This window comes from Mycetocola saprophilus, assembly GCF_000718085.1.
In the GTDB taxonomy this organism is placed as follows: Bacteria; Actinomycetota; Actinomycetes; order Actinomycetales; family Microbacteriaceae; genus Mycetocola; species Mycetocola saprophilus.
In genome coordinates this window covers 526,029-551,015 of the sequence record NZ_JOEC01000001.1, presented here as the reverse complement: position 1 = coordinate 551,015, position 24,987 = coordinate 526,029, and the positions used below count along the sequence as shown (strand labels likewise).

Below are 24,987 nucleotides of genomic sequence, written 5' to 3'. Positions count from 1 at the left end.
TTTCTGGGACGCGGCGGCTAGGACAGCCCCACGACGGGCTGCACCACCCGGCGCTGTTCGGGTGTGTGGGCGGTGAGGAAATCGAAGTCGCAGCCGGTATCGGCCTGGCCCACGTGACGGCGGTAGAGCAGCGGCCATCCGCGCAGGTCGGCGGGTTCGGGACGAATGTGGGCCGCCAGACGCACGGCGAGCTCCGCCTCGGTGAGGTCGACGTTCAGGGAGCGTGCGTCCAGATCCAGGGAGATCAGGTCACCGGTGCGCAGGAGCCCGATGGGTCCACCGATCGCGGCCTCGGGACTCACATGCACGATGCAGGATCCAAACGCGGTCCCGGACATTCTGCCGTCGCTGATCCGCAGCATGTCGGTGACCCCCTGGGCGGCGAGCACCCGGGGAATGGGGATCACTCCCCACTCGGGCATGCCCGGGGCTCCCACCGGTCCGGCACCGGTGAGGACGAGCACGGTGTCCGGGGTGACCGCCAGGGTGGGATCGTGGATCTCGCGGCGCATCTGCGCGTAGCTGTGCCAGACCAGCGCCGGGCCGGTGTGCACGCGGCGCAGCTCGGGGGCGGTGGCCAGGCGGAGCAGGCTACCGCGCGGGGCCAGATTGCCCCGCAGGACGGCAAACGCCTCGGGGGCCACCGGATCGGTGAGCGGGCGGATCGGTCGCGTGCTCCCGGCGGGATGCCCCGGCCGGGCGGATGGCTCGCGCCCGGTATCACCGGCGGTCGCATCTAGGCCGGGAACTGGATGCGCTTCGGTACCGTCTGCGGTCGCAACCGGGCTCCGCTCCGGCACCGACTCGGCGGCGCGCAGGTGCGTGCGCCAGGGGCGTCCGTCGGCGGCGCGCAGGTTCGCATCGATCAGGGAGTCCAGCGTGTGGAGCAGGGCGGGGGTCCCGCCCGCGCGGTCGAAGTCGGCGAGCAGCCCGGCCCCGGCCGGTTCGATGTCCGCGATGACCGGAACCTCCCGGGAAATGCGATCCAGCGTATCGCCGTCCAGGGTGATGCCCACCCGTCCGGCGAGCGCGATCAGATGGATCACCGCATTGGGTGACCCGCCCAACGCACACAGCGCCACCAGCGCATTGCGGAAGGCCGACTCGGTGAGGATGCGCTGCGGGGTGTCCGCGGGATCCGCGCGCAGCACCGTCTCGGTCAGCGTGATCCCGCTGCGATAGGCGGCCTCCGCCCGGGCCACGCTTCCGGCGGCAGCCCCCGCGGTCCCGGGGAGCATGAAGCCGAGCACCTCGGTGAGGATCGCCAGGGTCGAGGCCGTCCCCATTGTGTTGCAGGTTCCGGGACCGCAGGCCAGCGCCCGTTCGAAACTCTTCCAGGCGTCCGAATCTCGGGTGCCGCTCTGCCGCTCATGGTCGGCACGCCAGAGGGCCGTGCCGGTGCCCAGCCGCGCGTCGTCGAGAACCCCGGCGGCGCGCGGACCACTCACCACCGCGAGGGTGGGCAGATTGGCGCTGGCCGCCCCCATTAGGGCACCGGGCAGCGATTTATCGCAGCCGGCCAGCAGGATCAGCCCATCCAGCGGATACGCGCGCGCGTACTCCTCCACCTCGATCGAGAGCAGGTTGCGATAGAGCATCGCCGTGGGCTTCATCAGGTCCTCCCCGAGGCTCATCACCGGGAACACCACGGGGATCCCGCCGGCCTCGCGGATGCCACGCTCGGCATCCTCCACCAGGGATCGCAGCGGGAGGTTACACGGGTTCAGGGTCGAGGAGGAGTCGGCGATGCCGATCAGCGGCCGTCCCGATTCCAGGTCCTCGGTCACCCCCGAGTTGCGTAGCGCGACCCGGTGCATGACCGAGATTTCGGATTCGCCTACAAACCACTCGGCACTACGCGGTGTATACATCGGGTCGCTTCTCTCGGGTGGGCAGGAGGCGGATCGGGGCCGGCGCCGAGTCCAGCCCGATCGGCAGGGGCACGCGCACGGGCAGGGGCACGGGCACGGGCACGGGTGCCCGATCATCGCGGCCCGAGTCGTCTACGGGATGGGCGTATGCGCACCCGAGGGGAAGACCGGGACGGCACCGGTCAGACTCCGGCACACCCATCGCAGCAGCGTTTGGTGGCCGGGAGGTGGCCACCAGTAGACGCACCGGTGAACGATCCTCGCCGCCCCGGCGGGCCCGGGTGAACACTTCGAATCAGCCCGCGCGGGCGGGACCTCGGCACGCCGCCGCGGCATAGAGTGACCTCGGCCCAGCACCCATCAGGAGGAAACCGTGTCCGAACCCGCGTCGCGCCAGGGCGTCGAACGCCGCGACTACACGGTGGCCAGCGTCGCCCGCGCACTGCGCGTGGTGGACGTGGTTGCCGAAGCCGGAACCGATGGGCTGACCCTCACCGAACTCGCCCGCCTGTCCGGGATGTCCAAAAGCGCGGGCTTTGCGATCGCGCGCACGCTGGTGGACGCGGGCTATATCCGCGAGGTGCATCCCGGGCCCCGCTATCGGCTGGGCCTGACCCTCGTTCGCCTGGGCGACCGGGCGGTGGAGACCCACCCGCTCACCGAGCTGGTCAAGCCCGTGCTGCACGATCTGACCCGGCGTACCCAGATGACCGCGCGGGCGGCGATCAACGATGATGGCTATCCGATGTTCATCTCCCGGGTGGATGCTCCCGGTGTGATCCGCTTCCATGCACCGATGGGGGTGCGCGAGCTCCCCCACTCCTCCGCCGCCGGCAAGGCGATTCTTGCCCACCTGCCCGTGAGCGAGGCGATCCGCATCGCCGAGGAAACCGGGCTTCCCGCACGCACCCGCCGCACCATCACCACCGTGCCCGGGTTTTTGGAAGACCTACGCCGGACCCGCGAGCGCGGCTTCGGCATCGATGATGAGGAGGACGAGATCGGCGTTTACTGCCTGAGCGCACCCGTATTCGGACTGCACGGGGGCGTCTTTGGTGCCCTGTCGGTCACCACCATTAAGACCGGCTCCCCCGAGCGCCGCGCGAGCGAACTGGGCGGGATCCTGCGCCGATTTGCCGCGCAGATCACCGCGCAGATCGCCGGTCGTCCGCGGGGACGCGACTAGTGCGGGCGCTGCGAATCCCGCACCCCGGAACCCTGCACCTGGCCGAGGTTGCCGAGCCCGTCGCGGGTCCCGGCGAGGAGATCTTCAGGCCTCAGCTGGTGGGGCTGTGCGGAACCGACCTGGACCTGATCGATGGCCTGGTGGACCCGGCCTTTGTACGCTACCCGCTGACCCTCGGGCACGAGTGGGTGGGGCTTGATCCCGCCGGACGCACCGTGGTCACCGAGGGGCTGATCCCCTGCGGCACCTGTGTGCGCTGCGCCGAGGGCCGCGAAAACCTGTGCGCGACTTACGCCGAGCTGGGCTTCACCCGGGACGGGGCGGCCGCATCGGCCGTGGCCGTGCCGCGCAGCCTGGCGCACGAGATCGCGCCGGGTATCGATCCGCTGGCAGCGGTGATCGCCGAACCCGCGAGCGTGGTCTATCGAGCCATGGAGCGCGCGATTCCCGCCCCCGGGGCGCGCATCCTGGTGATCGGAGACGGCACGATCGGGCTGCTCGCCGCCGCCCTCGCGCGCGTCTGGGATCCCGAGCGAGTGGACCTGCGCGGCCTACGCACCGAGCAGGCGATCCTCGCCGAGCACGCCGGGGTGGACCGCTTCCTCACCCGGCGCGCGGCCAAGGGCTACGACCTGGTGATCGAGGCCTCGGGTTCCCCCGCGGGCGTCGCCGCCGCGATTGCCGCGACCCGGCGCGGGGGCACCCTGGCGCTCCTCGGCTATCTGGGCCGGGATGTCCGCTTCCCGCTGGATGTGGACGCGCTGATCAACGCCGACCTCACCGTGCTGGGCAGCTTCGCCTCAACCTCGGCGTCCTGGCGCTCGGTGGTGGAGCTGATCAACGCCGGCACCCTGGATGCGGGCTGGCTGGTCACCCACCGCTTCGCGCTGACCGACTATGTAGCCGCCGTGGACGCGCTGCGCCACCCCGGAGGCGCCCGCGGCAAGATCGTGCTGGAGATCCCGCAGGGGTAGGTTCCCGCCGGGCTACGTTCACGCAGAGCTCCCCGCCGTGATCCGCGGGCAACACAAAAACGCCGGGCTGGAAAACCAGCCCGGCGATTCTTGTGGTGCGTGCTACTTGATACCCGAGCGCAGGAACGAGTTGATGAATCCGCGCTGACCGATCAGGAAGGCCGCGAGCAACGGGCCGATTACGATCACGGTACCGGCGGCCATCTTGGGGAAGTCCATGCCGGTTTCGGGGGCCAGGAAGCGCACCAGGCCCACGGTGATCGGCCGGGTCTCATCCGAGGTGGCCACGATCATCGGCCAGAGGAAGTTGTTCCACTGGGTCGAGACCGACACCAGCGCGTAGGCGATGATGCTGGGCTTGGCGGCCGGCAGGAACACCTTCCAGAGGATGCCCAGACGCGAGCTGCCCTCCACCTGTGCGGCCTCGACCAGCTCATTGGGCACGGTCATAAACGCCTGGCGCAGGAAGAAGATACAGAACGCGCTGGCCACATACGGCAGGCCGATTCCGGTGATCGTGTCCAGCAGCCCAAAGCCCGCCACGGTCCGATAGTTCTCGGACATGAACACTTCGGGGAAGATCATCAGCTGAATCAGAACAAACACGAAGAGTGCATTCTTGAACGGGAAGGTGAACCGTGCAAACGCGTAGGCGGCGAGCGCCCCGAATACCAGCTGGGCCAGGGTGATGCCCACCACCAGCAGCGTGGTGTTGAGGTAGTACTGCCCAAACGGCGCGGCTGACCAGGCGTTTGTGAGGTTATCGAAGCCGAAGCGGCTCCCCCCGGGGGATTCCACGATCACCGAGCGCACAAACACGTACGCCAGCGGGGCGATCCAGAGCAGGCCGGCGACCCAGGCGAGAACCCGTTCGATCCGGTCCGAGGTGGTGAGGATGCGATCCACTATGTCTCCTAGCGATAGTGGATCTTGCGATCCATCAGTCTGATCTGGATCAGGGCCAGTGCCACCAGCACGGCCACAACCACGAGTGAAATGGCGGCGGCGAACTGCGGCCAGTGCTGGGCGAAGGCCACCTTATAGATGTAGAACAGCAGCAGGTTGCTGGCGTTGTCCGGACCACCCTGGGTCATCACAAACACGAAGTCGACCATCTTGATCGAATCCGAGAGCGCCACGATCGCCGCAAACAGCGTGGTGGGCATCAGCAGCGGGAAGCTGACCTTCCAGAAGTGGCGGAACTTGCCCGTACCCTCCAGCCGCGAGGCCTCCTCGAGCTCGGGGTCGATGCCCTGGAGCCCGGCGAGATAGAACAGCATAAAGAATCCCGCCTCCTTCCAGACCATCATGACCATAAGCGAGGGCAGCACCAGGCCGGGATCGCCCAGCCAGTCGGGGGTGGGCAGGCCCAAAGCACCGAGGATCGAGTTGATCACGCCGATATTGGGCTGGTAGAAATACATCCAGATCACTGCGACGGCAACCATCGGGAGGATCGCCGGGGCAAATACACCCGCGCGCAGGAAGCCGCGGCCTCGCACGTTCTGGTGCAGCAGGACCGCGAGCAGCATCGCCAGGCCGAGAGACACCGGCACGGTGATCAGCGAGAACAGGAAGTTGTTGCCCAGGGCCTTCAGGAAGACGTCATCGGTGGCCAGACGGGCGTAGTTATCGAGGGTAAACCCGTCGCCACGGCGGGGCTGGGTGCTGGCGATGATCGAGCCGATCAGCGGCTTCACCGTGAACAGCGCCAGGAAGATGAAGGCGGGGAGGAGCAGGAAATAGGCGAAGCCGGCATCCGGGAGTTTGCGGGCGGCGCGGAGGGGATTCCACGACGAACGTTCGGTCGGAGGCGCGACTGCGGGGGCGTCGGTCATGACGGGTGGCAGCCTTTGGTTCGAGGGTGTTCGGGGCGGAGCGGGATGGCCCGCCCCGAACGGGGTGTGGGGTGGTGCGAGTGCTCGGCCCGGAGGTTTGCAGCCCCGGGCCGAGCGGGGGTGTTACTTGTGCTCGGCCAGAATCTTGGTGATGTCTGCCTGAGCCTTGGTGAGTGCTTCCTTGGCGTCGGCACCGTTCAGCAGGACCGACTGCAGCGCCGGGGCCAGGGTCTGGTAGACCACGCGGTCACGATCCAGGGTCGACATCTCGGGGATGGCGTCGCGGGCGGCGTCGTGAGCGGCGATGGCCTGCGGGAACTTCTTCACGTGGGCGACCATGGCGGGGTCGTTCCAGGCTGCGTCCGAGGTCGCGATGTAGCCGGACTTGACGGACACGTCGGCGGCGCGCTCGGGGGTGGTGAGGAACTTCGCCAGGGTGACGGCTGCCTCGCGCTGCTTGTCGGAGACCCCCTCGTTGAAGAGCATCAGGCTGCCACCACCGGTGGGTGCGCCGGCGGCAACGTCCTTGGGCAGTGCGGACACACCCCAGTCGAAGGTGGCCTTGTCCTGGATGGTGCCCATGCGGCCCGAGGTGGTCCACAGCATGGCGGTCTGACCGGCGAGGAAGTCATCGGTCGAGGTGGACCAGGCGACCTCGGTGCTCGGGGCGATACCCTCGGCACCCAGCGAGGCCCAGAACTCCAGAGCCTTCACGTTCTCCGGGGTGTCCAGGGTGACCTTGGTGCCGTCGGCGTTGCTGATTGCGCCGTCGCCACCGGCCTGCTGGACCAGTGCCTGGTACAGCCAGTAGGCGGTACCGGTGGAGGTGGGGATGAACAGACCGTACTTGGATCCGCCCTTCTCCTGGGTGGCGCGGGCGGCATCCAGCAGCTCGCTGCGGGTGGCCGGACCGTGCTCGGGGTCGAGGCCCGCCTTGGTGAAGTAGTCCTTGTTCCAGTACTGGACGATGGTCGAGCGTGCGAAGGGCACACCCCACACGTGGCCCTCGCTGTCGGTGGAGTTCTTCATGAACTGCGGGTAGAAGCCGTCGAGCCACTTCTTGCTCTCGTCGTCATTGAGGTAGTCATCCCAGCTGGAGATCGCGTCGCGCTCCACCAGGTCGAGGACGAAGGTCTGGTCCATGATGGCCAGGGCGGGGGCCTTGCCTCCGTCGATCGCGGTGTTGACCGCGGTGAGGGTCTGGTCGTAGTCGCCCGAGTAGACGCCCTTGACCTTGATCTTGGGGTGCTCGGCGGCAAATTCCTTGAGGTAGCCGTCGATCAGGGTGCCCAGGGTACCCACCTGGTCGGGGTAGTAGAACTCGATGCTTACCTCTTCGTCGGCCTGTGCGGGTGCCGAGCAACCGGTCAGCACAACGGCGAATGCGAGTGCGGCACCGGCCGTGGCAAGAAGCTTCTTGCGGATCGGGGAAGACATGGGAAATAGGGTCCTTTCTGGAACCTTGTGGATGGGTTGTGATTGAAGGTGTTGCGGGGAGGAAAAGTTTTGGGGCGCGGGCCGGGTTAGGACGCCTGGGCAAGGACCGGGCGGATTGCCGCGGGGATGCGGACCTGATCGGCGCGGGTGAAGAGGTGCACGTGGTCGAGGCTCGCACCGAGCTGGGAGATGGTGGGCAGGGTGCTGGCCGCGCGCACGCGGACCCGCAGGTTCTGGTCCCCCACCGAGTATGTGGCCAGGCGGTCGGCACCGAGCAGCTCCTGGCGCTCCAGCACGCCGGGCAGGCTCAGCGCGCCGGTGTCGGAGGCCACGTTCTCGGCGCGGGAGGGGGCACCAAGGCCCGGGGTCAGTTGCTCGGGCCGCGACGGGGTGCCGAGGCCGGGGGTCAGATCCTCGGGCCGGGACGGGGCACCGAGGCCGGGGGTCAGGTCCTCGGGCCGGATGCCCAGCAGCACCTCCTCGGGCAGGTCGTGTCCGAAGCGGGCAAACAGGTGGGCGGCGGGGATGCGCTGGTCACCGATCAGCAGGGCATCGCCCTCCCGACGGGCCTCGATGACGCTCATCGGCGGGGCGCCGATAAAGCGGGCCACGTGCGCGTTCTCGGGCCGGGCGTAGAGGTTTTCGGGGGCGCTGATCTGGTCCACGAAGCCCTCGCGCATGACGATAACCTTATCGGCCATGGTCATCGCCTCGACCTGGTCGTGGGTCACGTACAGCACCGTGAGGCCCAGGCGCTGCTGGAGCTCGCGGATCTCGGTGCGCATGTCGGCACGCAGGCGGGCGTCGAGGTTGGAGAGCGGCTCATCCATCAGGATCAGGCGCGAGCCGCCCACCAGCGCCCGGCCGAGGGCCACGCGCTGACGCTGACCTCCGGAGAGCTGACCGGGGCGACGGTCCAGGTAGGGCTCCAGCTGAAGCTGACGGGCGGCCTCGAGCAGGCGCTCATTGCGCTCGGCCTTACCCACGCGGCGCACCTTGAGGCCGAAGATGATGTTCTCGGCGACGCTGAGGTGCGGGAACAGGGCGTAGTTCTGGAAGACCATGCCCAGGCCGCGCTCGGAGCTGGGGACGTTACCGACATCGCGGCCGCCGATGAGCAGCTCGCCGCTGTCGGCACGGTCGAGGCCGGCGACGATGCGCAGGGTCGTGGACTTGCCACAGCCGCTGGGGCCGAGGATCGCGGCGAACTCACCGTCGGCGACCGTGAACCCGACATCGTGCAGCACCGTGTGGCGGTCACCGCGGGTACCGGTGAACGATTTGCTGAGCGAGCGGAGAAGTACTTCGGGCACGGGTGTCCTCATCTGGTGTGACTGGTTCGGGAGGGGCGAACGGGGGATCGCCTTCGCAAAACAGAGTGACACGGCACCAAGGCCCGGTCCGGGTACGGTTCCCATCCACGCAATGAACGTCGAATGAAGCCCCGGGGTCGGGGTTCGGTGCTGCCGAACAGGCGGGTGCGCAGACCGCACACACACCCCGGACGCTCAGCCAATTCCCGGGCGAATGGCCAAAGATATGCGCCCCGAACGGGGGTAGTCTCCGCGCGGACGCCACGGCACCCGGGCGACCGGACAGGGACCTTCGCCCGGGCAACCGGAGGGGGTGACCTCCCCGCAGACAGCACGGCGCCCGGGCGACCGGACCGACGCTGGATGCGTCGGCCGGGCCGCCCGGGCGCCGGCGGGGACACCGGTCCCCCGCGAAACCTACTGTCCGGAGACGGTGTAGTGCTGCAGGTACATGAAGATTGACTTCAGGCCCGAGCCCACGTTGAGCACGTGCAGCTGGCCGCCGGCCGGTCCGAGGTCCACGGCGGTGATGCCCTGTACCTCATCCTTGGGCTCCACGTCCTGCTTGAACTGCCAGTTCACGGCACCGGTTACGGTGTTGATCGAGTAGACCGACTTGTCGCCGGAGATGTCCACCGAGGCGTAGAGCTCGCCGTTGTACATCGTGGCGCCCTGGATCCGGCTCAGCGGACGCGAGAGCTTCACCGTGTGGTCCACGGCCAGGGTTGCCCCCGGAGTCGCGGTCAGCAGGTCGTTCAGGCGGTAGGCGATCAGGCGATCGGTGCCCTCCTCGGCGCGCTGGGTCCACGGAGCGACCCAGACAAGGCCGGCCGCGGCGTCCACGGCCACCCACGGCACACCGCCGGGCAGCGAGTCCAGCGGCAGCTTTACATAGCGGCCGGTGTAGGAGAGGTTGCTGGCGTTGTAGAGCGCGAGCAGCGGGTTCTGGTAGCCGTTCTTGCCGTCCTCCAGCGGTGCCACCACGAGACCGTCGTGGTAAGCGATGTCGCCGATGTGGTTGGACTTGAAGGTGTTCGACAGGTCCGCGGGGATCGCGAAGTTGTTCTCGGCGACCTCGTGGTCATCGCTGATGCGGGTTTTGACCATGCTCATCAGGCCCGAGTAGTAGAAGTAGGTGCCGTCGTTGGCGATCCCCTGACCGCGCTCGAGGGCGTTGAAGCCGGTCCAGCGCTCATACTTGGCGGTGCGGGTCCAGGTCGCGGCATAGGCGGCCTGCGGAACAGTGGTGAGTCCGATCGTGGCTGCGGCAACGATCGCAATGACTGCACGCAGTCGAGTTTTCTGCACGGTGTTCTCCAAAGAGTGTGTGGATGGACGCCCGTCGCGCCCTGCACCCAGGAGACCAGTTCGGGGCACGTATCCGGCAGTCCCGATCGGTGAATTGCCGGACGCGCGCAAATGAACGCCCGCTGCACGTCCGGTGTGCCCACAGGAGCCCGGCGCTCGGGCGTGAGAAATGACGCCGAAGTTGGGCCGAGCGGGTTGGTCCTGCCAAACACATGTTTGGCAGCGGGCGACCCGTTAACCCGGTGTCCACCCACACCCGTCACACTGGGCGCACCGCCCGGCCGGAAACCGGTGGGCCGACGCCCGTCCTCACCTTCGCCCTTACGCTCACTCACTCACTCCCCACTATTACTCCTCCGTGGAAAGGCCCCCGATGACCACACTCGCCCTCCCCGCCCCCGTGCGCGTCGACGTCCTGGACGTGGGCCAGGGTTCCTGCGCGATCATCCGCACCGCCCACGGCGTCACCGTGATCGACGGGGGCGCCCGCCGCGAGTATGCGGTGCGCACCGATCCGGTCACCTGGATGCGCGAACACGGCATCACCCGCATCGACGACCTGATCCTCACCCACCTGCACCGCGATCACGTGCAGGGACTGCTCGCCCTCGCCCGCGTGGCACCGGTGTCGCGTGCCCACCTCCCCTATCCGCAGATCGCCGAACCCCCGATGGGCGATGACTGGCGCGCGCGGTTCCGCTCCGATGCGCACGTGGATTCCCCGGATGGCCAGATTCAGTCGCTGCGCGAGTTTGCCGAGTTGACCCGGATTCTGAGTGACGGCGGCACCACCCTGCTGCCCTTCTCCCCCGAGTCGGACCCGGTGATCTGGGAGACACCGGGCCCATTCGGGCTCCGACTCGAGCGACTGTATCCGGTGGCCGGCGATGCGCTGGAGACCCCGGCACTGGTGGCGGCGCTCGCCGAGATCACACCGGCCGCGGCGCAAACCCCCGCGGGCACCGCGCGCATCGAGGCACTCATCCACGAGATTTCCGAGCAGGCAAATGCCGAATCGGCAGTGTTTGCGCTGCACTCGGTGGGGGCACCCGCGGCCCCCGGTCTGCCCGGCGGCGCGATCATCTTTGCCGGGGATCACGCGGGCGAGGGCTCCCACTGGGACGATATTCGGTCTCGCGACCACGACGGCGTCCTGCACGATGCGCTCTGGCTGCTCCCCCACCACGGCGGCGACGATGGGCCGGCCCCCGAGTGGTTCGCCGAGCTTGAACCGCGCGCCCTGCTGGCCTCCGCCAACACCGATCACGCACGCCTGAACGCCGACTACTGGGCCCGGCTGCGCGCGGTCACCGGGGTGGCGGTGCGTGGCACACACAACACGGACCCCGTGCTCATGGAGAACACGGGGTCCGGAATCGCGCTGATGTTTGGCTAGCGTTCGGCCTGCGGATCATCGGTGGACGGGGATCCGTCGGCGACGCCCGCCGATGTCTCCCCGGCCTCGGCGGAGTCGCCGGCCACCAGGGTCACCCCGGCGTCGGCCGGGCTCTGCGCCATGATGTCGATCGCGCTGGTCGCCACGGGAACCTGGGGCAGCCCGCGCCGGCGACGCAGGAAGCGTGCCCCCATCCGCGGCAGCGAGCCCTCCTCATTGGGTTTATCCACCTCGAGGCCGTAGTGGTCACCGATCTGGTTCACAAACGCCGAGCGTCGCGCCTTGTCGTAGAGGCGATTCTCGCGTCTGAAGGCGATCGCGGTGGACCAACAGATCCCGAGCATGATGACACTGAAGGGCAGGGCGATGATGATCGCCGCGGTTTTCAGCGCCTCCAGCCCGCCGGTCAGTAGCAGGGCGATGGCCAGCAGCGAGGAGGCACAGGCGAAGAACACCCGGATCCAGCGCTTGGGCTCGGCCTGGCCGCCGGTCGCGATCATGCCCATCACCAGCGCGCCGGAGTCGGCGGAGGTGACAAAGAAGATTGCGATCAGGATGATGGCACCGATGGTGAGCACGGATCCACCGGGCAGGTTGTTCAGCATCTGGAAGAGCGCACCCTCCACATCCACCGAGTTGCCCGGGCCGATCAGCCCGCCACCCCCGTTGAGAGCCTGGAAGATCGCGGTACCACCCAGCACGCTGAACCACAGGAACGTGATCAGCGTGGGAACCAGGATCACACCGGTGATGAACTCACGGACGGTACGGCCACGCGAAATCCGCGCGATAAAGATGCCCACAAAGGGTGCCCAGGAGATCCACCAGCCCCAGTAGAACGTTGTCCACGATGCCTGCCAGGCCTCACCCTCGGCCCCGGCAAACGCCGACACGTTGAAGGAGAGCCCGATGAAGTTCTGCAGATAGTTACCGATTGACTGGACAAAGTCGCGCAGCAGGAACTGGGTCGGCCCGACGATCAGGATAAACAGCACCAGCACGGCGGCCAGGATCAGGTTGGTGTTGGAGAGCCACTTCATGCCCTTGGAGACACCCGAGAGTACCGAGAAGAGCACGGCACCGGTGATCACCACGATGATGATCACGTTGCTAAAGTCGGTGGACTTAAACAGGCCCGCGTGTTCGAGGCCCGCGCCGATCTGCAGCACACCAAAGCCCAGCGAGGTGGCGACACCAAACATGGTTCCCACCAGCGCGATCACGTCGATCAGGTTGCCCCAGCCGCCGCGAACGTTGCGTCCCAGCAGCGGTTCCAGGGCCCAGCGGATCGAGATCGGGCGACCGCGACGGTGAATCGCATAGGCCAGCGCCAATCCGATCACCACGTAGATGGCCCAGGCGTGCACACCCCAGTGGAGGTAGGTCTGCGAGAGCGCCTGCTGGGCGATCTGTGCGTCGGTGCCGGAAACTCCGGGACGTGGATTGGCGAAGTGGCTGAGCGGCTCACTGACCCCGTAGAAGACCAGACCGATTCCCATGCCCGCCGCAAACAGCAGGGAGAACCAGGATCCCAGGGAGAACTCGGGCTCGTCTTCGTCCTTACCCAGCTTGATGTCGCCGAACTTCCCGAAGCCCATCCAGAGACAGAAGGCCACAAAGAAGGCGGCGATGAGGACGTAGTACCAGTTGAAGTTCTTGACGATCGTGGATTGAATCGAGGCGAACGTGGACTCGGCCACATCCGGCGCGATCATCGCGAAGGCCACAAAAACAATGACAATAATCGCTGCGGGCCAGAAGACCCAGCGACTAAACGGCGGAGATTTCTCGACGGTAGTCATGCGCACTAGCGTAACGAATCGCGCTACAATCGGCCGTTATTTCCCAAACCCGGGCGCTGCGGATGACGCATATGCGGGGATTCGGACCGACCACCGGGTGGAAATTGGCACGTTTTCGCCGCCAGATTGGCACGGTTCTACCTTCTAAGATAAGGGCATGTCTTTCGAAACCGCCCCGCGTCCCGCGATCACCCTGACCATTGCCGGATCCGAAGCCACCGGCGGCGCCGGTGCGCAGGCCGACCTCAAGACCTTCCAGGAACTCGGTGTCTACGGCATCACCGCGCTGACCTGCATCGTGTCCTTCGATCCCAAGGACAACTGGAACCACCGCTTCGTTCCGGTGGATGCCGGCGTGATTGCCGACCAGCTTGAGGCCATCCAGACCTGCTACGCCGGATCCCTCGACACCGTGAAGATTGGCATGCTCGGCAGCCCCACCACCATCTCCACCGTGCGTTCGGCCCTGCAGAACCAGGACTGGAAAAACGTGGTCCTCGACCCGGTGCTGATCTGCAAGGGGCAGGAGCCCGGTCACGCGCTGGACACCGACCAGGCCCTCAAGGCCGAGATCCTGCCGCTGGCCACCTTCGTGACCCCCAACCACTTCGAGGCCGAGTCGCTCTCGGGCATCACCATCACCTCGGTTGAGGACCTGACCGAGGCCGCCCGGATCATTCACGAGATCTCCGGTGCCGCGGTCCTCGCCAAGGGTGGCGTGCGCATCGCCGGCCCCGACGCCGTGGACGTCTACTACGACGGCACCGTCACCGAGATTCTCAGCGCCCCCAAGGTGGGCGAGGTCGCCGTTTCGGGTGCCGGCTGCTCGCTGGCCGCCGCGATCACCGCCGAGCTGGCCAAGGGCGCGACCCCGCTCGAGGCCGCCCGCACCGCCAAGGCGTTTGTAACCGCCGGGATTGCCGCCCGGGTGTCCTCGAACGCTCCGTTTGACGCACTGTGGCAGGGTGGCGCTCGCGCCGCGGTGTCCGCCTAGTCCTTCAGGCACAGAACATCGGGCCCCGGGCTCCTCGATTGCCGAGGAGCCCGGGGCCCGATGCGTATGGTGCGGGGATGCCCACGCCATCAAGAATTGTCGGGTCCCACCCTCCGTCTCTGTCGGGAGGATGGGACCCGGTCGCCGTTTGCGCTTCGGCGATGCGCGGTTAAGCCGGCACCCGGGCGGGCAGAACCCGCGGGTGCGCACCGGCGATGCGCTCCAGCACACGCATCACCTGACAGCTGTAACCGAACTCATTGTCATACCAGACGTACAGGATGAGGTTTGTATCACGGGCGATGGTGGCCAAACCATCCACGATGCCCGCGCGGTGTGAGCCCACCAGGTCGCTGGACACCAGCTCCGGCTCGGCCACAAAATCAATCTGCTGGCGCAGGGTCGAGGCGGCGGCAACCTGGAACAGGCGCTCGTTGACCTCGTCTCGGGTAGCCGGACGCTCAAGCTCCAGGTTCAGGATCGCCAGCGACACGTTGGGGGTGGGCACCCGGATCGCGCTCCCGGTCAGCTTCCCGGTCAGCTCGGGCAGGGCCTTCGCCACCGCAGTGGCCGCGCCGGTCTCGGTGAGCACCATGTTGAGCGCGGCCGAGCGTCCACGACGATCCCCGGTGTGGAAATTATCGATCAGGTTCTGATCATTGGTGAAGGAGTGCACGGTCTCCACGTGTCCGTGACGCACCCCGTAGACATCGTTGATGACCTTGAGTACCGGGGTGATCGCGTTGGTGGTGCAGGACGCGGCCGAGAGGATCCGGTCCTCGGGCGCAATCACCGCGTCGTTCACCCCAAAAACGATGTTTTTAATGTCGCCGCGACCGGGGGCCGTCAGCAAAACTCGCGCGGCACCCGGCGCTACCAGGTGGCGTTCAAGCCCCTGAGCATCGCGGAAGCGACCGGTGTTATCCACGATGATCGCATCGGTGATCCCGTACTCGGTGTAGTCGATGGTCTCGGGTTCGGCGGCGTAAATAACCCGGATCAGGGTGCCGTTGGCGAGGATGCTTTTGCCCTCGGGATCCACGGTCACCGTGCCCGGGAAGTCCCCGTGAACCGAGTCGTGGCGCAGCAGGCTGGCGCGCTTATTCAGGTCCCCCGGGCCCCCGGGGCGCACCACGATGGCCCGCAAACGGAGCCCGTGGCCGCCGCCCGCGTGGGTGATCAGCAGGCGGGCCAGGATGCGTCCGATCCGCCCAAATCCATAGAGCACCACGTCGCGGGGTTCGACCCCGTCGGGCGCTTCCGTATCCACCGTGCCCGGGATGCCCACCGGCAGATCCAGGCTTTCGCGCAGGTGTCGCACCGGATCCGCTCCCCCGGCACCTCGCCAGCCGGCGCTCAGCGCGGTGAGGTCCAGCGAGACCGGGCCCGGGGCAATCTCGGCCAGGGCGTCGAGGATCAGCTCCAGATCCGCGAGCTCGCGATCCACGCCGGTCAGGTCGTCGGGGTGGGTCGCGGTGCGGGTGAGGGTGCCGAGCACGTCGATCGAGGCGAGCCCGATCAGCCGGCGACCGCCGAGGGAGGTCACGACTCCGTGGTCGCGATAGAGGGAACCAACCCGGGAAACGATGCGATCGGCGGCGGCCTCCTGGGCCAACCATCGGCGACGATGTTCACGGATGTCGATGTCCACGCTTCTCCTCTTCTCCGAGCCTCCCTGGGTGTGGGAGCTCCACGCTCTGGCCGGTAAGGCCATGACCCGAGACTAGGGGAACGCCCCGAGGGGGCGCAGGAGTTTTTCGACTTATTGCGCGTCAAGAAACGCGATTCTTAAACCGAGGTTAAATCTGTTTCCGCTCATCCCTCCGCCAGATCGATCCGGCTGGGACCGGCACCGCTCGCCCGCACGTTCAGCCGGGCGGGAATCCGCTCCTGCATGGCCGGGACGTGACTGATCACGCCCACGGTGCGACCGCCCGCGCGCAGCCCGTCCAGCGTGGCCATCGCGGTGTCCAGGGTCTCGGCATCCAGGGATCCAAATCCCTCGTCGATGAACAGCGTGTCCAGCGTGATGCCGCCCGCACGCTGGGTGACCACCTCGGCCAGCCCCAGCGCGAGCGCCAGGGAGGCCAGGAAGGATTCCCCGCCCGAGAGCGACTGGGTTGCCCGCGGCGTTCCGGTAAACCCGTCAAAAATCACCAGCCCGAGGCCCGACTGGCCGCGTCCGTGCTGCACGGTGTCGTCGTGTTCGAGCCGGAACCTGCCCGCGCTCATCTCGGCCAGTCGCAGGTTGGCCGCCCGCACGATCTCCTCCAGCTCGGCGGCCAGGACAAAGCTTTCCAGGCGCATGCGACGGGCGTTATTCTCCCCGCCGCGCAGCACCGTGGCCAGGGCGCGCAGCCGCTCGAAGGCGGTGAGTTCCTCGGCGATGTCGGCCTGGGCCTCGGCCAGGGAGGCGAGGAGGGTGTCCAGGTCCCGGTGCCGGCTGCGCTGATCGTGATGTGCGCTCGCGGCGGCGTCACGGTCCAGTCCGGCGAGGTGCTCGGCCTCGCGTGCCTCGCCCACGTCCACCGGCTCGGCCGGCAGATCCACGAGGTCGGGGGCATCGATCCGACCGGACACCGCGGCCAGGGCGGCATCATGGGCCGTGATGCGGGCGCGGATCTGCTCGCGGTCCGCGCGACGGGCGGCGGCCCAGTCCTCCTCGCGGGAGAACCCGCTGGCCGCGAGCGCCAGGTTTCGCTCGTCCCGGGCTGTCTCCACCGCGGCTTCGAGCCGGACCCGCTCGCCCATGATTCGGGCACGATCGCGGGCCAGGTCCCGCGCGCGCGTGACCGCCTCGATGGCCGCGGGGAGATCCGGATAGCCGACGTGGGCGAGGGACAGGCGTCGAGACAGGTCCTCCGCCGCGTGTTGCGCGCTCGCCCGCGCCGACGCGGCCGCCGCCAGGGCATCTCGGGCCTCGGCGATCACCGCATCAACCCGATTCTGCTCGGCTTCCAGGGCCAGAATCTCGGTCTCCCGTGCGGGCAGATCCCGGGCCGCCTGCTCGGCCTCGGACCGCGTGCGGGTGGCCTCGGCGAGATCGGCGACCAGCGCGTGCCGCGCGGCGTCGAGGTCCTCGGGCACGTCGGCCGAACCGAAGGCCCGGGCACTCAGCGCCGAGCGATTCTGGGCCAGATCCCCCAGGGTCGAGGTGGCGACGGCGAGCGCGCGGGCGGCCTCGGCAACCCTCGCCTCGGCGGCGGTCACATCCTCCTCCCCCACGGCATCCGCGGATGCCTCGGCCGGATGCGGATGGGTGGTGCTTCCACAGACGGCGCAGGGTTCCCCGGCTTCCAGCCCGGCCGCCAGCTCCCCGGCAAACCCGGCCAGGCGACGCCGGAGCACCGCACGCTGATGCGCGGACGCCTCCCGCTGAGCCGCCTCGGCCCGGTCGGCATCCTCGCGGGCGGATGCGAGGGTCGGGCCGAGGGCGATCAGGGCGCTCAGCGCCTCGGCCCGTGCGCTCAGAGACTGAGTCTCCGCAAGCAGCGAATCCAGGCGCGCGGCTCGCGCGGCGGTCTCGTTTCGGGACTCGCGCGCCCGGGCAAGGTCGGCGGGCAGTGCCACTCCCCGCTCCTGGGCGCGGGTCAGCGCACTCGCCGCGGCTTCCTCCTCTTCCGTTCGGGTGGCGACCCGGGCGTGGAGGGTGGGCAGCTCGCGGCCCGCCTTCGCTTCGGCTTCGAGGCGGCCCAGATGGCGGGTGCGGCGCTCGGCGATCGCGGTCAGGGCATCTTCGGGGGTCGCGGGATCGGCAACCAGGCTGAGGTCTGCGGATTCCGTGTGCGCGGTGGCGGAGTCCTCGGTCCGCGAATCGGCCGGTGCCTCGGCGGTGCGTGCTCCATTTTCCGGCGTCACCTCGGGTGCCGGATCCACACCGACCGTCCTCGAAGCCTCGGCGGCCGGGTCCGTGACGTCCGCGGATTTCGCTGCTTTCACCGCTTCCGCCTCGCGGATCAGCGCGGTGTGGGTGTCCTCGATCGCCGCGCGGGCTTCCCGTGCGGCGTTCAGGCGGTGCACCAGGGGCTCAACCTGCGCCGCCCGATCGGCGGCCTCCAGGGTTACCCGCTCGCCGTCGATCTCGGTCGAACGCTCCTCGAGCGCGGCAAACTCGGTGCGCGCGGCCCTCAGCCGGCGCTGCCGGTCGGCCAGGGCCTCGCGCTCACGCAGCGCCTCCCGCGCCTCCTGCTGGCGGGCATCGGCCACACCCAGCGCAATCTCGGTGCGGGCAACCGCCGCCGCCGACACCTCGCGTGCCCGCGCAAACCAGTCCGCATCGGGAACCGCGGGCATCGGGGGCAGCGTGGACGAGTCGGTGGGCTGTCCGGGGCCGGGTGCCGCGCCCTGCGCGGAGGCGTCACCGGAGTTGTCCACGGAGGCGTCACCGAGGTTATCCGCGGAGCCCACCCCGGAGTTGTCCGCGGAGGATTGGTTGGGAAGCACCTCCCCGACCCGTGCGGCCAGCGCCTCGGCGGCCGACTTTCGGGTCGAGAGGACTCCCTCGGCCGCGCGCATCCGCTCGAAGATGTCCCGTTCATAGTGATCAAAACGGGCGGTTCCAAACAGCGTCCGCAGCAGCTCCAGCCGCTCGGAACTCTGCGCGCGCAGAAACTCGCCAAACCGGTTCTGGGCAAGCAGGATCACCTGCAGGAACTGTTCGCGCCGCAGCTTGATAATCTCGGCCAGCTCCTTGCCCACCTCGCGCGGCTGAGCAAACAGCACCTCCCAGCCGTCGGCACGCCGGATCGCCAACTCCGCCGTGGGCTTCTGCATCGTGGTTCCGGCACCCCGAGACTTGGGCCGCTCATATCCCGGCGAGCGCCGCACCCGATACCGCTCGCCCCCGGTACTGAATTCCAGTTCCACCAGCGTGGGATCCCCGGGGCCGCAGTGGTCGCTGCGCAGCCTTCCCGGCGTGCCGTCATAGCGCGGGGCACCGTCGTACAGCGCAAAACAGATCGCATCCAGGATGCTGGACTTCCCGGCCCCGGTCTTCCCGGCGATCAGGAACAGCCCCTCGGCGGCGAACGCGTCGAAGTCGACCTCCTGGGTGTCCAGGAACGGTCCAAATCCGGTGATGCTCAGGCGATGAATCCTCATGCCACACCCTCCTGCAGTCTCAAATTCATCGGCTCATTCCTGGCGTTCACGGCGCTGCTCGGCACGGATCAGATCGTCGATCAGCGCCCGCTCCTCGGCGTCGGGACCCACCCCGTCGCGGACGAGTTCCAGGAACCCGGCGATGATCTCTCCGTCCCCGCGCTCACGCACCCGGGTCGCATAGCTCGTGGAGGTGTCCACGATCGCGGTTTCCGGGGCGTGTTCCAGGGTCAGCGCGAAGGGGAAACGTTCCTGCAGGCGACGCATCGGGTCCAGCGGGCGCACCGGATCGGTGAGGATCGCGGCGACCCAGTGCTCGCGAACCCCCTCCCGCGCCGGATCGGCGAGAATCTCCTCGAGGGTGCCACGCAGCACGGCCAGCGGGCGCGGAATCGGGAGATCCACCCAGCGCACCTCGGAGAGACCGGCACCGTCCAGATCCACGATCCACCCACCCCGGGGCTTGTTCACCTCGGAAAAGGAATAGTGCAGCGGGGCACCGCTGTAGCGAACGTGCTCGCGCAGGGTGGCTCGGCCGTGAATATGGCCCAGGGCGGCATAGTCCACCCCGTCGAACACATCCAGCGGGACCGATTCGATGCCACCCGCGGTGATGTCGCGTTCCCCGTCTCCCCCGCTGGCCCCCGAGGCAAAGCAGTGGGCGGCAATCACCGTGCGGGCCGGCGGCCGGGTGGCGATATCGGCGCGGATGCGTTCCATCGCAAACCGCATGGTTTTTTCCTGCCCGCGCAGATCGGCATCGGGAAAGCGGTAGCGCAGCAGCGCGGGTTCCAGATAGGGAATGCCGTAGATCAGGACGGGACCATACTCATCGGCCAGTTCGATCGGCACATCCAGGGCCTCGGGATCGGTGCACACATACACCCCGGCATTCGCCGTGAACTCGGCCAGGAACCCCAGCCGCTGGGCGGAGTCGTGATTGCCCGAGGTGAGTACGATGCGCACCCCGGTGCGGTGCAGGTCACGCAGGACATTCCCGAGCACCGCATAGGCGGCGGCCGAGGGGGTTCCGGTATCAAAAATGTCCCCGGATACCACCACCACATCCACCCGTTCCGCGGTCACGATGCGGGCAAGCTCGCCGAGCACGGCCTCCAGATTTGCCAGCGTGCTGGCCCCGTGGAAGCTGCGACCGACGTGCCAGTCGGAGGTGTGCAGTAGTCTCATACCCTTACGATACCGAGCCCGAAGCCGTGCCTGCCCGGCTCGCCACACCAAAAAGTTCACCCCCGCTTTACCCTTTTGCGGAATGAACCCACGGGCAAGACCGTTAGCACAATGTACGTTATCCCTGAATGTCCCCAGAGGAAGAGTCTTTTTGTCATCTGTTACCACCACACCCGTCTCCGACGAGGTCGCAAACACCCGACGCAATAATCGGGTCATCGGTTTGCTGATCGCCGCCGCGTTTGTGGTGATTCTGAACGAGACCATCATGAGCGTGGCGCTGCCCTCGCTCACCCATGATCTCGAAATCACCATTGCCGCAGCGCAGTGGCTCACCACCGGCTTCCTGCTCACCATGGCCGTGGTCATCCCGATTACCGGGTTCCTGCTGCAGCGTTTTAATACTCGCCCGATCTTCATCGCCGCGATGGGCCTGTTCTCCCTGGGCACCCTGATCGCCGCGGTGGCCCCCGGATTTGTGATGCTGCTGCTGGGCCGCATCGTCCAGGCCAGCGGTACGGCCATCATGATGCCGCTGCTGATGACCACCCTGATGACCCTAGTCCCCGCCGAAAAACGCGGCCGGATGATGGGTTCGGTGTCCATCGTCATCTCGGTGGCCCCGGCCATCGGCCCCACCATCTCCGGCCTGATCCTGCACTCGCTGGGCTGGCGCTGGATGTTTGGTCTGGTGCTCCCGATCGCGATCATCATGCTGATCATCGGCATCCGCAGCATCTCCAACGTCACCGAGCCGCGCGTGGTTCCGCTGGATGTGTTCAGCGTGATCCTCTCCGCCCTCGGATTTGGTGGACTGATCTTCGGCATCAGCCGCATCTCCGAGGAAACCACCGACGGCGGCGTCACGCTGATCGTCTCCCTGGTGGTGGGCGCCGTGAGCCTGGCGGCCTTCATCATCCGCCAGATCCTGCTGTCGCGACGTGACCGTGCGCTGCTGGACCTGCGCACCTTCCAGTCGCCGACCTTCACCGCCGGCATCCTGATGATGGTGGTGGCCATGGCCGCACTGTTTGGCACCATCATCCTGCTGCCGATCTACCTGACCAATGTGCTGGGACTCGACACCATCGAGATCGGCCTGTTCATGCTCCCCGGCGGGCTGGTCATGGGCCTGATGGCGCCGTTTGTGGGTCGCCTGTTTGACCGGGTGGGTCCGCGTCCGCTGATGATCCCGGGTTCGATCATCGTCGCCGGTGCCCTGTGGTTCCTGGCCACCGTGGGCACCGCCGCCGGCAGCTCGGTTTGGGTCCTGCTGGGCGCCCACATCGTGATGAGCCTCGGCCTCGCGCTGCTGTTCACCCCGCTGTTTACGGTGAGCCTGGGCGCGGTTCGGCCCGCGCTCTACTCCCACGCCAGTGCGATCGTGGGAACCGTGCAGCAGGTGGCCGGTGCCGTGGGTACCGCCCTGTTTGTCACCATCCTGTCGATTCAGACCCAGGCGCTGGTGGCCGGCGGTGCCACCGCGGGCGCGGCCGTGGCCGGCGGTGTCTCCCAGGCGTTCCTGGTGGGTGCCTGCATCGCCACCGCACTGATCCTGATCGCCCCCTTCATCGGCAAGCCCGCCGATCTGCCCGAGGGTGAGGCTCCGATGGGTCACTGACCCGGATACTCATCGCAACACCCGCATCGCGTGGACATCTGGAATGTCCACGCGATGCGTGTTTTTGGGCCGCGTTTCGGAGGTATCGACCGCACCGGGTCGGACCGGATAACGCGGCTTCCGCGGTTGTCTGCGAGACTTATTCTCTTCCTATTCATTCATCGCTTGGAAACCTCCGTGAGTTCTGCACCCCGTCCCACCCTCGGCCTGGCCGCTCAATTGACCCGCCGCCGGCCCATCGACGTCCCACTCTCGGATGGATCCCAGCCCGCCCTGCGCCGCAGCCTCGGGCTCTGGCAGCTCACCATGATCAGCATCGGCGCGACCCTGGGAACCGGAGTCTTTGTGGTGCTGGGCACCGCGGTGCCGATGGCCGGGCCCGCCGTCTGGATCGCGTTTATCGTGGCCGGATTCACCGCGATGCTCTCGGCGCTGTCCTATGCCGAAATGGCCGGCAGCGTCCCGGTGTCCGGATCCAGCTACTCGTATGCCTATGCGACCCTGGGTGAGGGGCTCGCCTGGGTCTGTGGGTGGTGTCTGATCCTCGAATATGCGGTCTCGGTGGCCGCCGTGGCCGTGGGCGCCGGAGAGTATGTCAACGACGCGCTGGGAGTCTTTGGACTGGAGCTTCCGCGTGAGCTGGTGGCCGGGCCCGATGCCGGCGGCATCGTGAACCTGCCCGCGGCCGCCCTGGTCCTGATTGCGATGTTCCTGCTGGTGCGCGGTACCAGCGAATCGATCACCGTCAACACCATCATGGTGGTCCTCAAAATTGCCACCATGCTGCTGTTCATCGTGATCGCGTTTACCGCCTTCCGGGCCGGAAACCTCGAGCCGCTGGCCCCGATGGGGACCGCGGGCATCGCCGCCGCGGCCTCGCGCCTGTTCTTTTCCTATATCGGTTTTGATGCGGCCTCCACCGCCGGTGAGGAGGCGCTCAATCCGCGCCGGGATCTGCCGCGCGCGATCCTGCTCTCGCTCGGAATCGTGACCGTGATCTACATCCTGGTGGCGATCGCCGCCCTCGGTGCCCACCCCTGGACCGAGTTCACCGAGAACGGCCCCACGCTCGCGGCCATTCTGGATGAGATCACCCACACCCCCTGGATCACCCTGGTCATGGCCATCGGTGCGGTGATCGCGATCGCCAGCGTGGTTCTCACCGTGCTCTATGGTCAGACGCGCATCCTGATGAGTATGTCCCGCGACGGCATGGTGCCGCGGGTGTTCCAGCGGATCTCCGCCAAGAGCCACACCCCGGTGGCCGGTACGCTGATCATCGGCATCGCCGTGGCGATCACCGCCGCCCTGATCCCGCTGGGTGAGCTGGCCGATGCCACCAGCATCGGGACGCTGTTTGCCTTCGCCCTGGTCAACCTCGCGGTCATCTACCTGCGCCGCACCCGTCCGTCCGCGCCGCGCGCCTTCCGAGTGCCGCTCTATCCGGTGGTTCCGATCCTGGGATTTGTGTGCTGTGTGGGGCTTATGGTGAGCCTGGGCAGCAACACCTGGATCGTCTTTGTGATCTGGATGGTGATCGGGGTGATCTGGTACCTGGTGTATTCCCGCTCGCACTCGGTTGTGGGGGCGCTCAGCGCCGAGGAGTATGACCGGGCGCATGAGGCCGGGTTGGCGCATGCCGCGCGTCAGGCGGAGCTTCAGGGCGACGGCGACGGCGACGGCGACGGCGAGCATGTTGGCGAGGCAGATTCCCGCGCCTAGACGTTGCCCACAGCCTCACCCCGCAGCAAAGTTCTCCACAATATGCGGCCACCCTCGATGTGAATTCAGTACCCCTGGTGGACTGGGACTCCAACCAACCACGCCGAGGGATGCATCACTAGGCCCGCACACGCCACAGTCACACCCGTGAGCCCCTGCCTCCCCGCGTAGCGAACGCAGACCACAGGGAGCACACCATGAAGCCCACGCCCGAAGATCGGGAATCGGACCGAAGCCGGGCGCAGTCCGAAAACCCCAAGCAGGCCAAAGACCAGAGTTCGTTCCCGGGGTCGGGTCCTTCTCCGATGTCGAGTCCACCCCCGGTGTCGAGTCCGTCCCCGGTTTTGGGCCCGGCACCGGTTCTGGGCCCGGCACCGGTTTTGGGCCCGGCACCGACCATTCCGTTCCCGCCCGGACTCACCGGCGCTTCCTCGGATTCCCCGCTTCCCGATACCCCGGATACCGCGGTGCTGCACCGCCTCATCCGAGACGGACGTTTTCGAGAGCGTTCACGCTCGCGGGTGAAGTTCTCCCCGGCGGATCCCGCCGACCCGGAGGCGCTCCCGGTTGGCTTTGCCGGAAGCCGTCCACCGGCACCGCTCCCGCGGATCCCCACGGCCATCAGCACCCGGGCTGCCCATCCCGCCCGCGCGCGTCACGGGACGGTGCTGGATGCCCACGAAGCCTCGCTCTCCTCCCCCTGGGGAACCCTTACGGTGCTGGCCTCGGCGGCCGGGGTCGTACGCCTCTCGTTTCTTGAATCCGGAGGCGGCCCCACCCTGGGCAGGCTGGCCGATGGATTGCGTATCGCGCCCGAACGCTCACGTCGCCATGTGGAACTAGCGGTGAAACAACTGGGCGAATACATCGCCCACGAACGACGTCGATTCGATCTTCCCATCGACCTCGGGCCCTTCGGTCTTTACCACCGTGAGGTGCTGGGGTTCCTTCCCCGTCTCCGCTACGGTGCCACCGTGAGCTACGGGGAGCTTGCCACAGCCACCGGGCGCCCCCTGGCCATGCGCGCGGTGGGGGCCGCCTGCGCGCTCAACCCGGTGCCGATTATCTTCCCCTGCCATCGGGTGATTCACGCCGACGGTAGCCTGGGCGGGCACATCGCCGGCACCTGGGTGAAGCACGCCCTGCTGACCCACGAGGGGGTGTTTGACGAATGACTCGGAAAACACCAGGGGGCCGACCGGTGCGCTCGGCACACCAGACGGCCCCCGGAATTCGG

General features: G+C 67.6%; 17 protein-coding genes. 7 read left to right on the top strand and 10 right to left on the bottom strand.

All coding sequences use genetic code 11. The features are described from left to right. Window positions 1-17: 17 nt before the first annotated feature. Window positions 18-1,871, bottom strand: a complete 1,854-nt coding sequence (locus tag IE92_RS0102450) for a dihydroxy-acid dehydratase domain-containing protein (protein ID WP_030143294.1) — start codon at window positions 1,869-1,871, stop codon at window positions 18-20. A gap of 373 nt (window positions 1,872-2,244) precedes the next feature. Between IE92_RS0102450 and IE92_RS0102445 the strand changes: the two genes are divergently transcribed. Both IE92_RS0102445 and IE92_RS0102440 read left to right on the top strand, forming a co-directional pair. Continuing rightward, window positions 2,245-3,057 carry an IclR family transcriptional regulator gene (locus IE92_RS0102445; RefSeq protein ID WP_051701503.1) on the top strand — a complete coding sequence of 271 codons (813 nt, stop codon included), beginning with the start codon at window positions 2,245-2,247 and terminating at the stop codon, window positions 3,055-3,057. Then, a complete protein-coding gene (locus tag IE92_RS0102440) occupies window positions 3,057-4,031 on the top strand; it encodes a zinc-dependent alcohol dehydrogenase (protein ID WP_030143292.1) in 975 nt (324 codons plus the stop codon). The genes IE92_RS0102445 and IE92_RS0102440 overlap by 1 nt, the downstream gene beginning before the upstream one ends. A gap of 102 nt (window positions 4,032-4,133) precedes the next feature. Here the strand turns inward: IE92_RS0102440 and IE92_RS0102435 are convergent, their stop codons facing one another. The 5 genes from IE92_RS0102435 to IE92_RS0102415 all read right to left on the bottom strand — a co-directional run bounded on the left by IE92_RS0102435 (window position 4,134) and on the right by IE92_RS0102415 (window position 9,927). Next, window positions 4,134-4,937: a carbohydrate ABC transporter permease gene (locus tag IE92_RS0102435; RefSeq protein WP_245601201.1), complete on the bottom strand. Its 804-nt coding sequence runs from the start codon at window positions 4,935-4,937 to the stop codon at window positions 4,134-4,136. Window positions 4,938-4,945: 8 nt separating this feature from the next. Continuing rightward, window positions 4,946-5,869 carry a carbohydrate ABC transporter permease gene (locus tag IE92_RS0102430; RefSeq protein ID WP_211250747.1) on the bottom strand — a complete coding sequence of 308 codons (924 nt, stop codon included), beginning with the start codon at window positions 5,867-5,869 and terminating at the stop codon, window positions 4,946-4,948. 123 nt (window positions 5,870-5,992) lie between these two features. Beyond that, complete coding sequence (locus IE92_RS0102425; protein WP_051701502.1) at window positions 5,993-7,306, bottom strand: ABC transporter substrate-binding protein; 1,314 nt, start codon at window positions 7,304-7,306, stop codon at window positions 5,993-5,995. Between the two features lie 86 nt (window positions 7,307-7,392). Next, entirely contained in the window at window positions 7,393-8,619 is a 1,227-nt protein-coding gene (locus tag IE92_RS18690; RefSeq protein ID WP_051701501.1) for an ABC transporter ATP-binding protein, read from the bottom strand. 417 nt (window positions 8,620-9,036) lie between these two features. Then, window positions 9,037-9,927, bottom strand: coding sequence for a hypothetical protein (locus IE92_RS0102415; RefSeq protein WP_030143287.1), 891 nt, complete (start codon window positions 9,925-9,927; stop codon window positions 9,037-9,039). Between the two features lie 373 nt (window positions 9,928-10,300). On the opposite strand from IE92_RS0102415, the gene IE92_RS0102410 reads away from it, so the two are divergent. Beyond that, window positions 10,301-11,323 carry an MBL fold metallo-hydrolase gene (locus tag IE92_RS0102410; RefSeq protein WP_030143286.1) on the top strand — a complete coding sequence of 341 codons (1,023 nt, stop codon included), beginning with the start codon at window positions 10,301-10,303 and terminating at the stop codon, window positions 11,321-11,323. Here IE92_RS0102410 and IE92_RS0102405 read toward each other — a convergent pair. Continuing rightward, window positions 11,320-13,125, bottom strand: coding sequence for a BCCT family transporter (locus IE92_RS0102405; protein ID WP_081863845.1), 1,806 nt, complete (start codon window positions 13,123-13,125; stop codon window positions 11,320-11,322). The genes IE92_RS0102410 and IE92_RS0102405 overlap by 4 nt on opposite strands. Before the next feature lie 157 nt (window positions 13,126-13,282). On the opposite strand from IE92_RS0102405, the gene IE92_RS0102400 reads away from it, so the two are divergent. Beyond that, window positions 13,283-14,119, top strand: coding sequence for a hydroxymethylpyrimidine/phosphomethylpyrimidine kinase (locus IE92_RS0102400; RefSeq protein ID WP_030143284.1), 837 nt, complete (start codon window positions 13,283-13,285; stop codon window positions 14,117-14,119). A 169-nt stretch (window positions 14,120-14,288) separates the two neighbouring features. Here the strand turns inward: IE92_RS0102400 and IE92_RS0102395 are convergent, their stop codons facing one another. The 3 genes from IE92_RS0102395 to IE92_RS0102380 form a co-directional block, all read right to left on the bottom strand. Then, window positions 14,289-15,770 carry a glyceraldehyde-3-phosphate dehydrogenase gene (locus tag IE92_RS0102395; protein WP_043321302.1) on the bottom strand — a complete coding sequence of 494 codons (1,482 nt, stop codon included), beginning with the start codon at window positions 15,768-15,770 and terminating at the stop codon, window positions 14,289-14,291. 164 nt (window positions 15,771-15,934) lie between these two features. Next, window positions 15,935-19,219 (bottom strand): AAA family ATPase, encoded by a 3,285-nt coding sequence (locus IE92_RS0102385; protein ID WP_030143282.1) that lies wholly within the window; start codon window positions 19,217-19,219, stop codon window positions 15,935-15,937. 33 nt (window positions 19,220-19,252) lie between these two features. Further along, the gene (locus IE92_RS0102380; RefSeq protein WP_030143281.1) at window positions 19,253-20,407 is read right to left on the bottom strand and encodes an exonuclease SbcCD subunit D; all 1,155 of its coding nucleotides are present in this window, start codon (window positions 20,405-20,407) and stop codon (window positions 19,253-19,255) included. Between the two features lie 82 nt (window positions 20,408-20,489). Here IE92_RS0102380 and IE92_RS0102375 point away from each other — a divergent pair, with 82 nt between their 5' ends. The 3 genes from IE92_RS0102375 to IE92_RS17080 all read left to right on the top strand — a co-directional run bounded on the left by IE92_RS0102375 (window position 20,490) and on the right by IE92_RS17080 (window position 24,925). Beyond that, window positions 20,490-22,028: an MDR family MFS transporter gene (locus IE92_RS0102375; RefSeq protein WP_081863815.1), complete on the top strand. Its 1,539-nt coding sequence runs from the start codon at window positions 20,490-20,492 to the stop codon at window positions 22,026-22,028. Between the two features lie 177 nt (window positions 22,029-22,205). After that, the gene (locus tag IE92_RS0102370) at window positions 22,206-23,750 is read left to right on the top strand and encodes an APC family permease (RefSeq protein ID WP_245601200.1); all 1,545 of its coding nucleotides are present in this window, start codon (window positions 22,206-22,208) and stop codon (window positions 23,748-23,750) included. A gap of 305 nt (window positions 23,751-24,055) precedes the next feature. Next, window positions 24,056-24,925: a methylated-DNA--[protein]-cysteine S-methyltransferase gene (locus tag IE92_RS17080; protein ID WP_162178479.1), complete on the top strand. Its 870-nt coding sequence runs from the start codon at window positions 24,056-24,058 to the stop codon at window positions 24,923-24,925. Window positions 24,926-24,987: the final 62 nt, after the last annotated feature.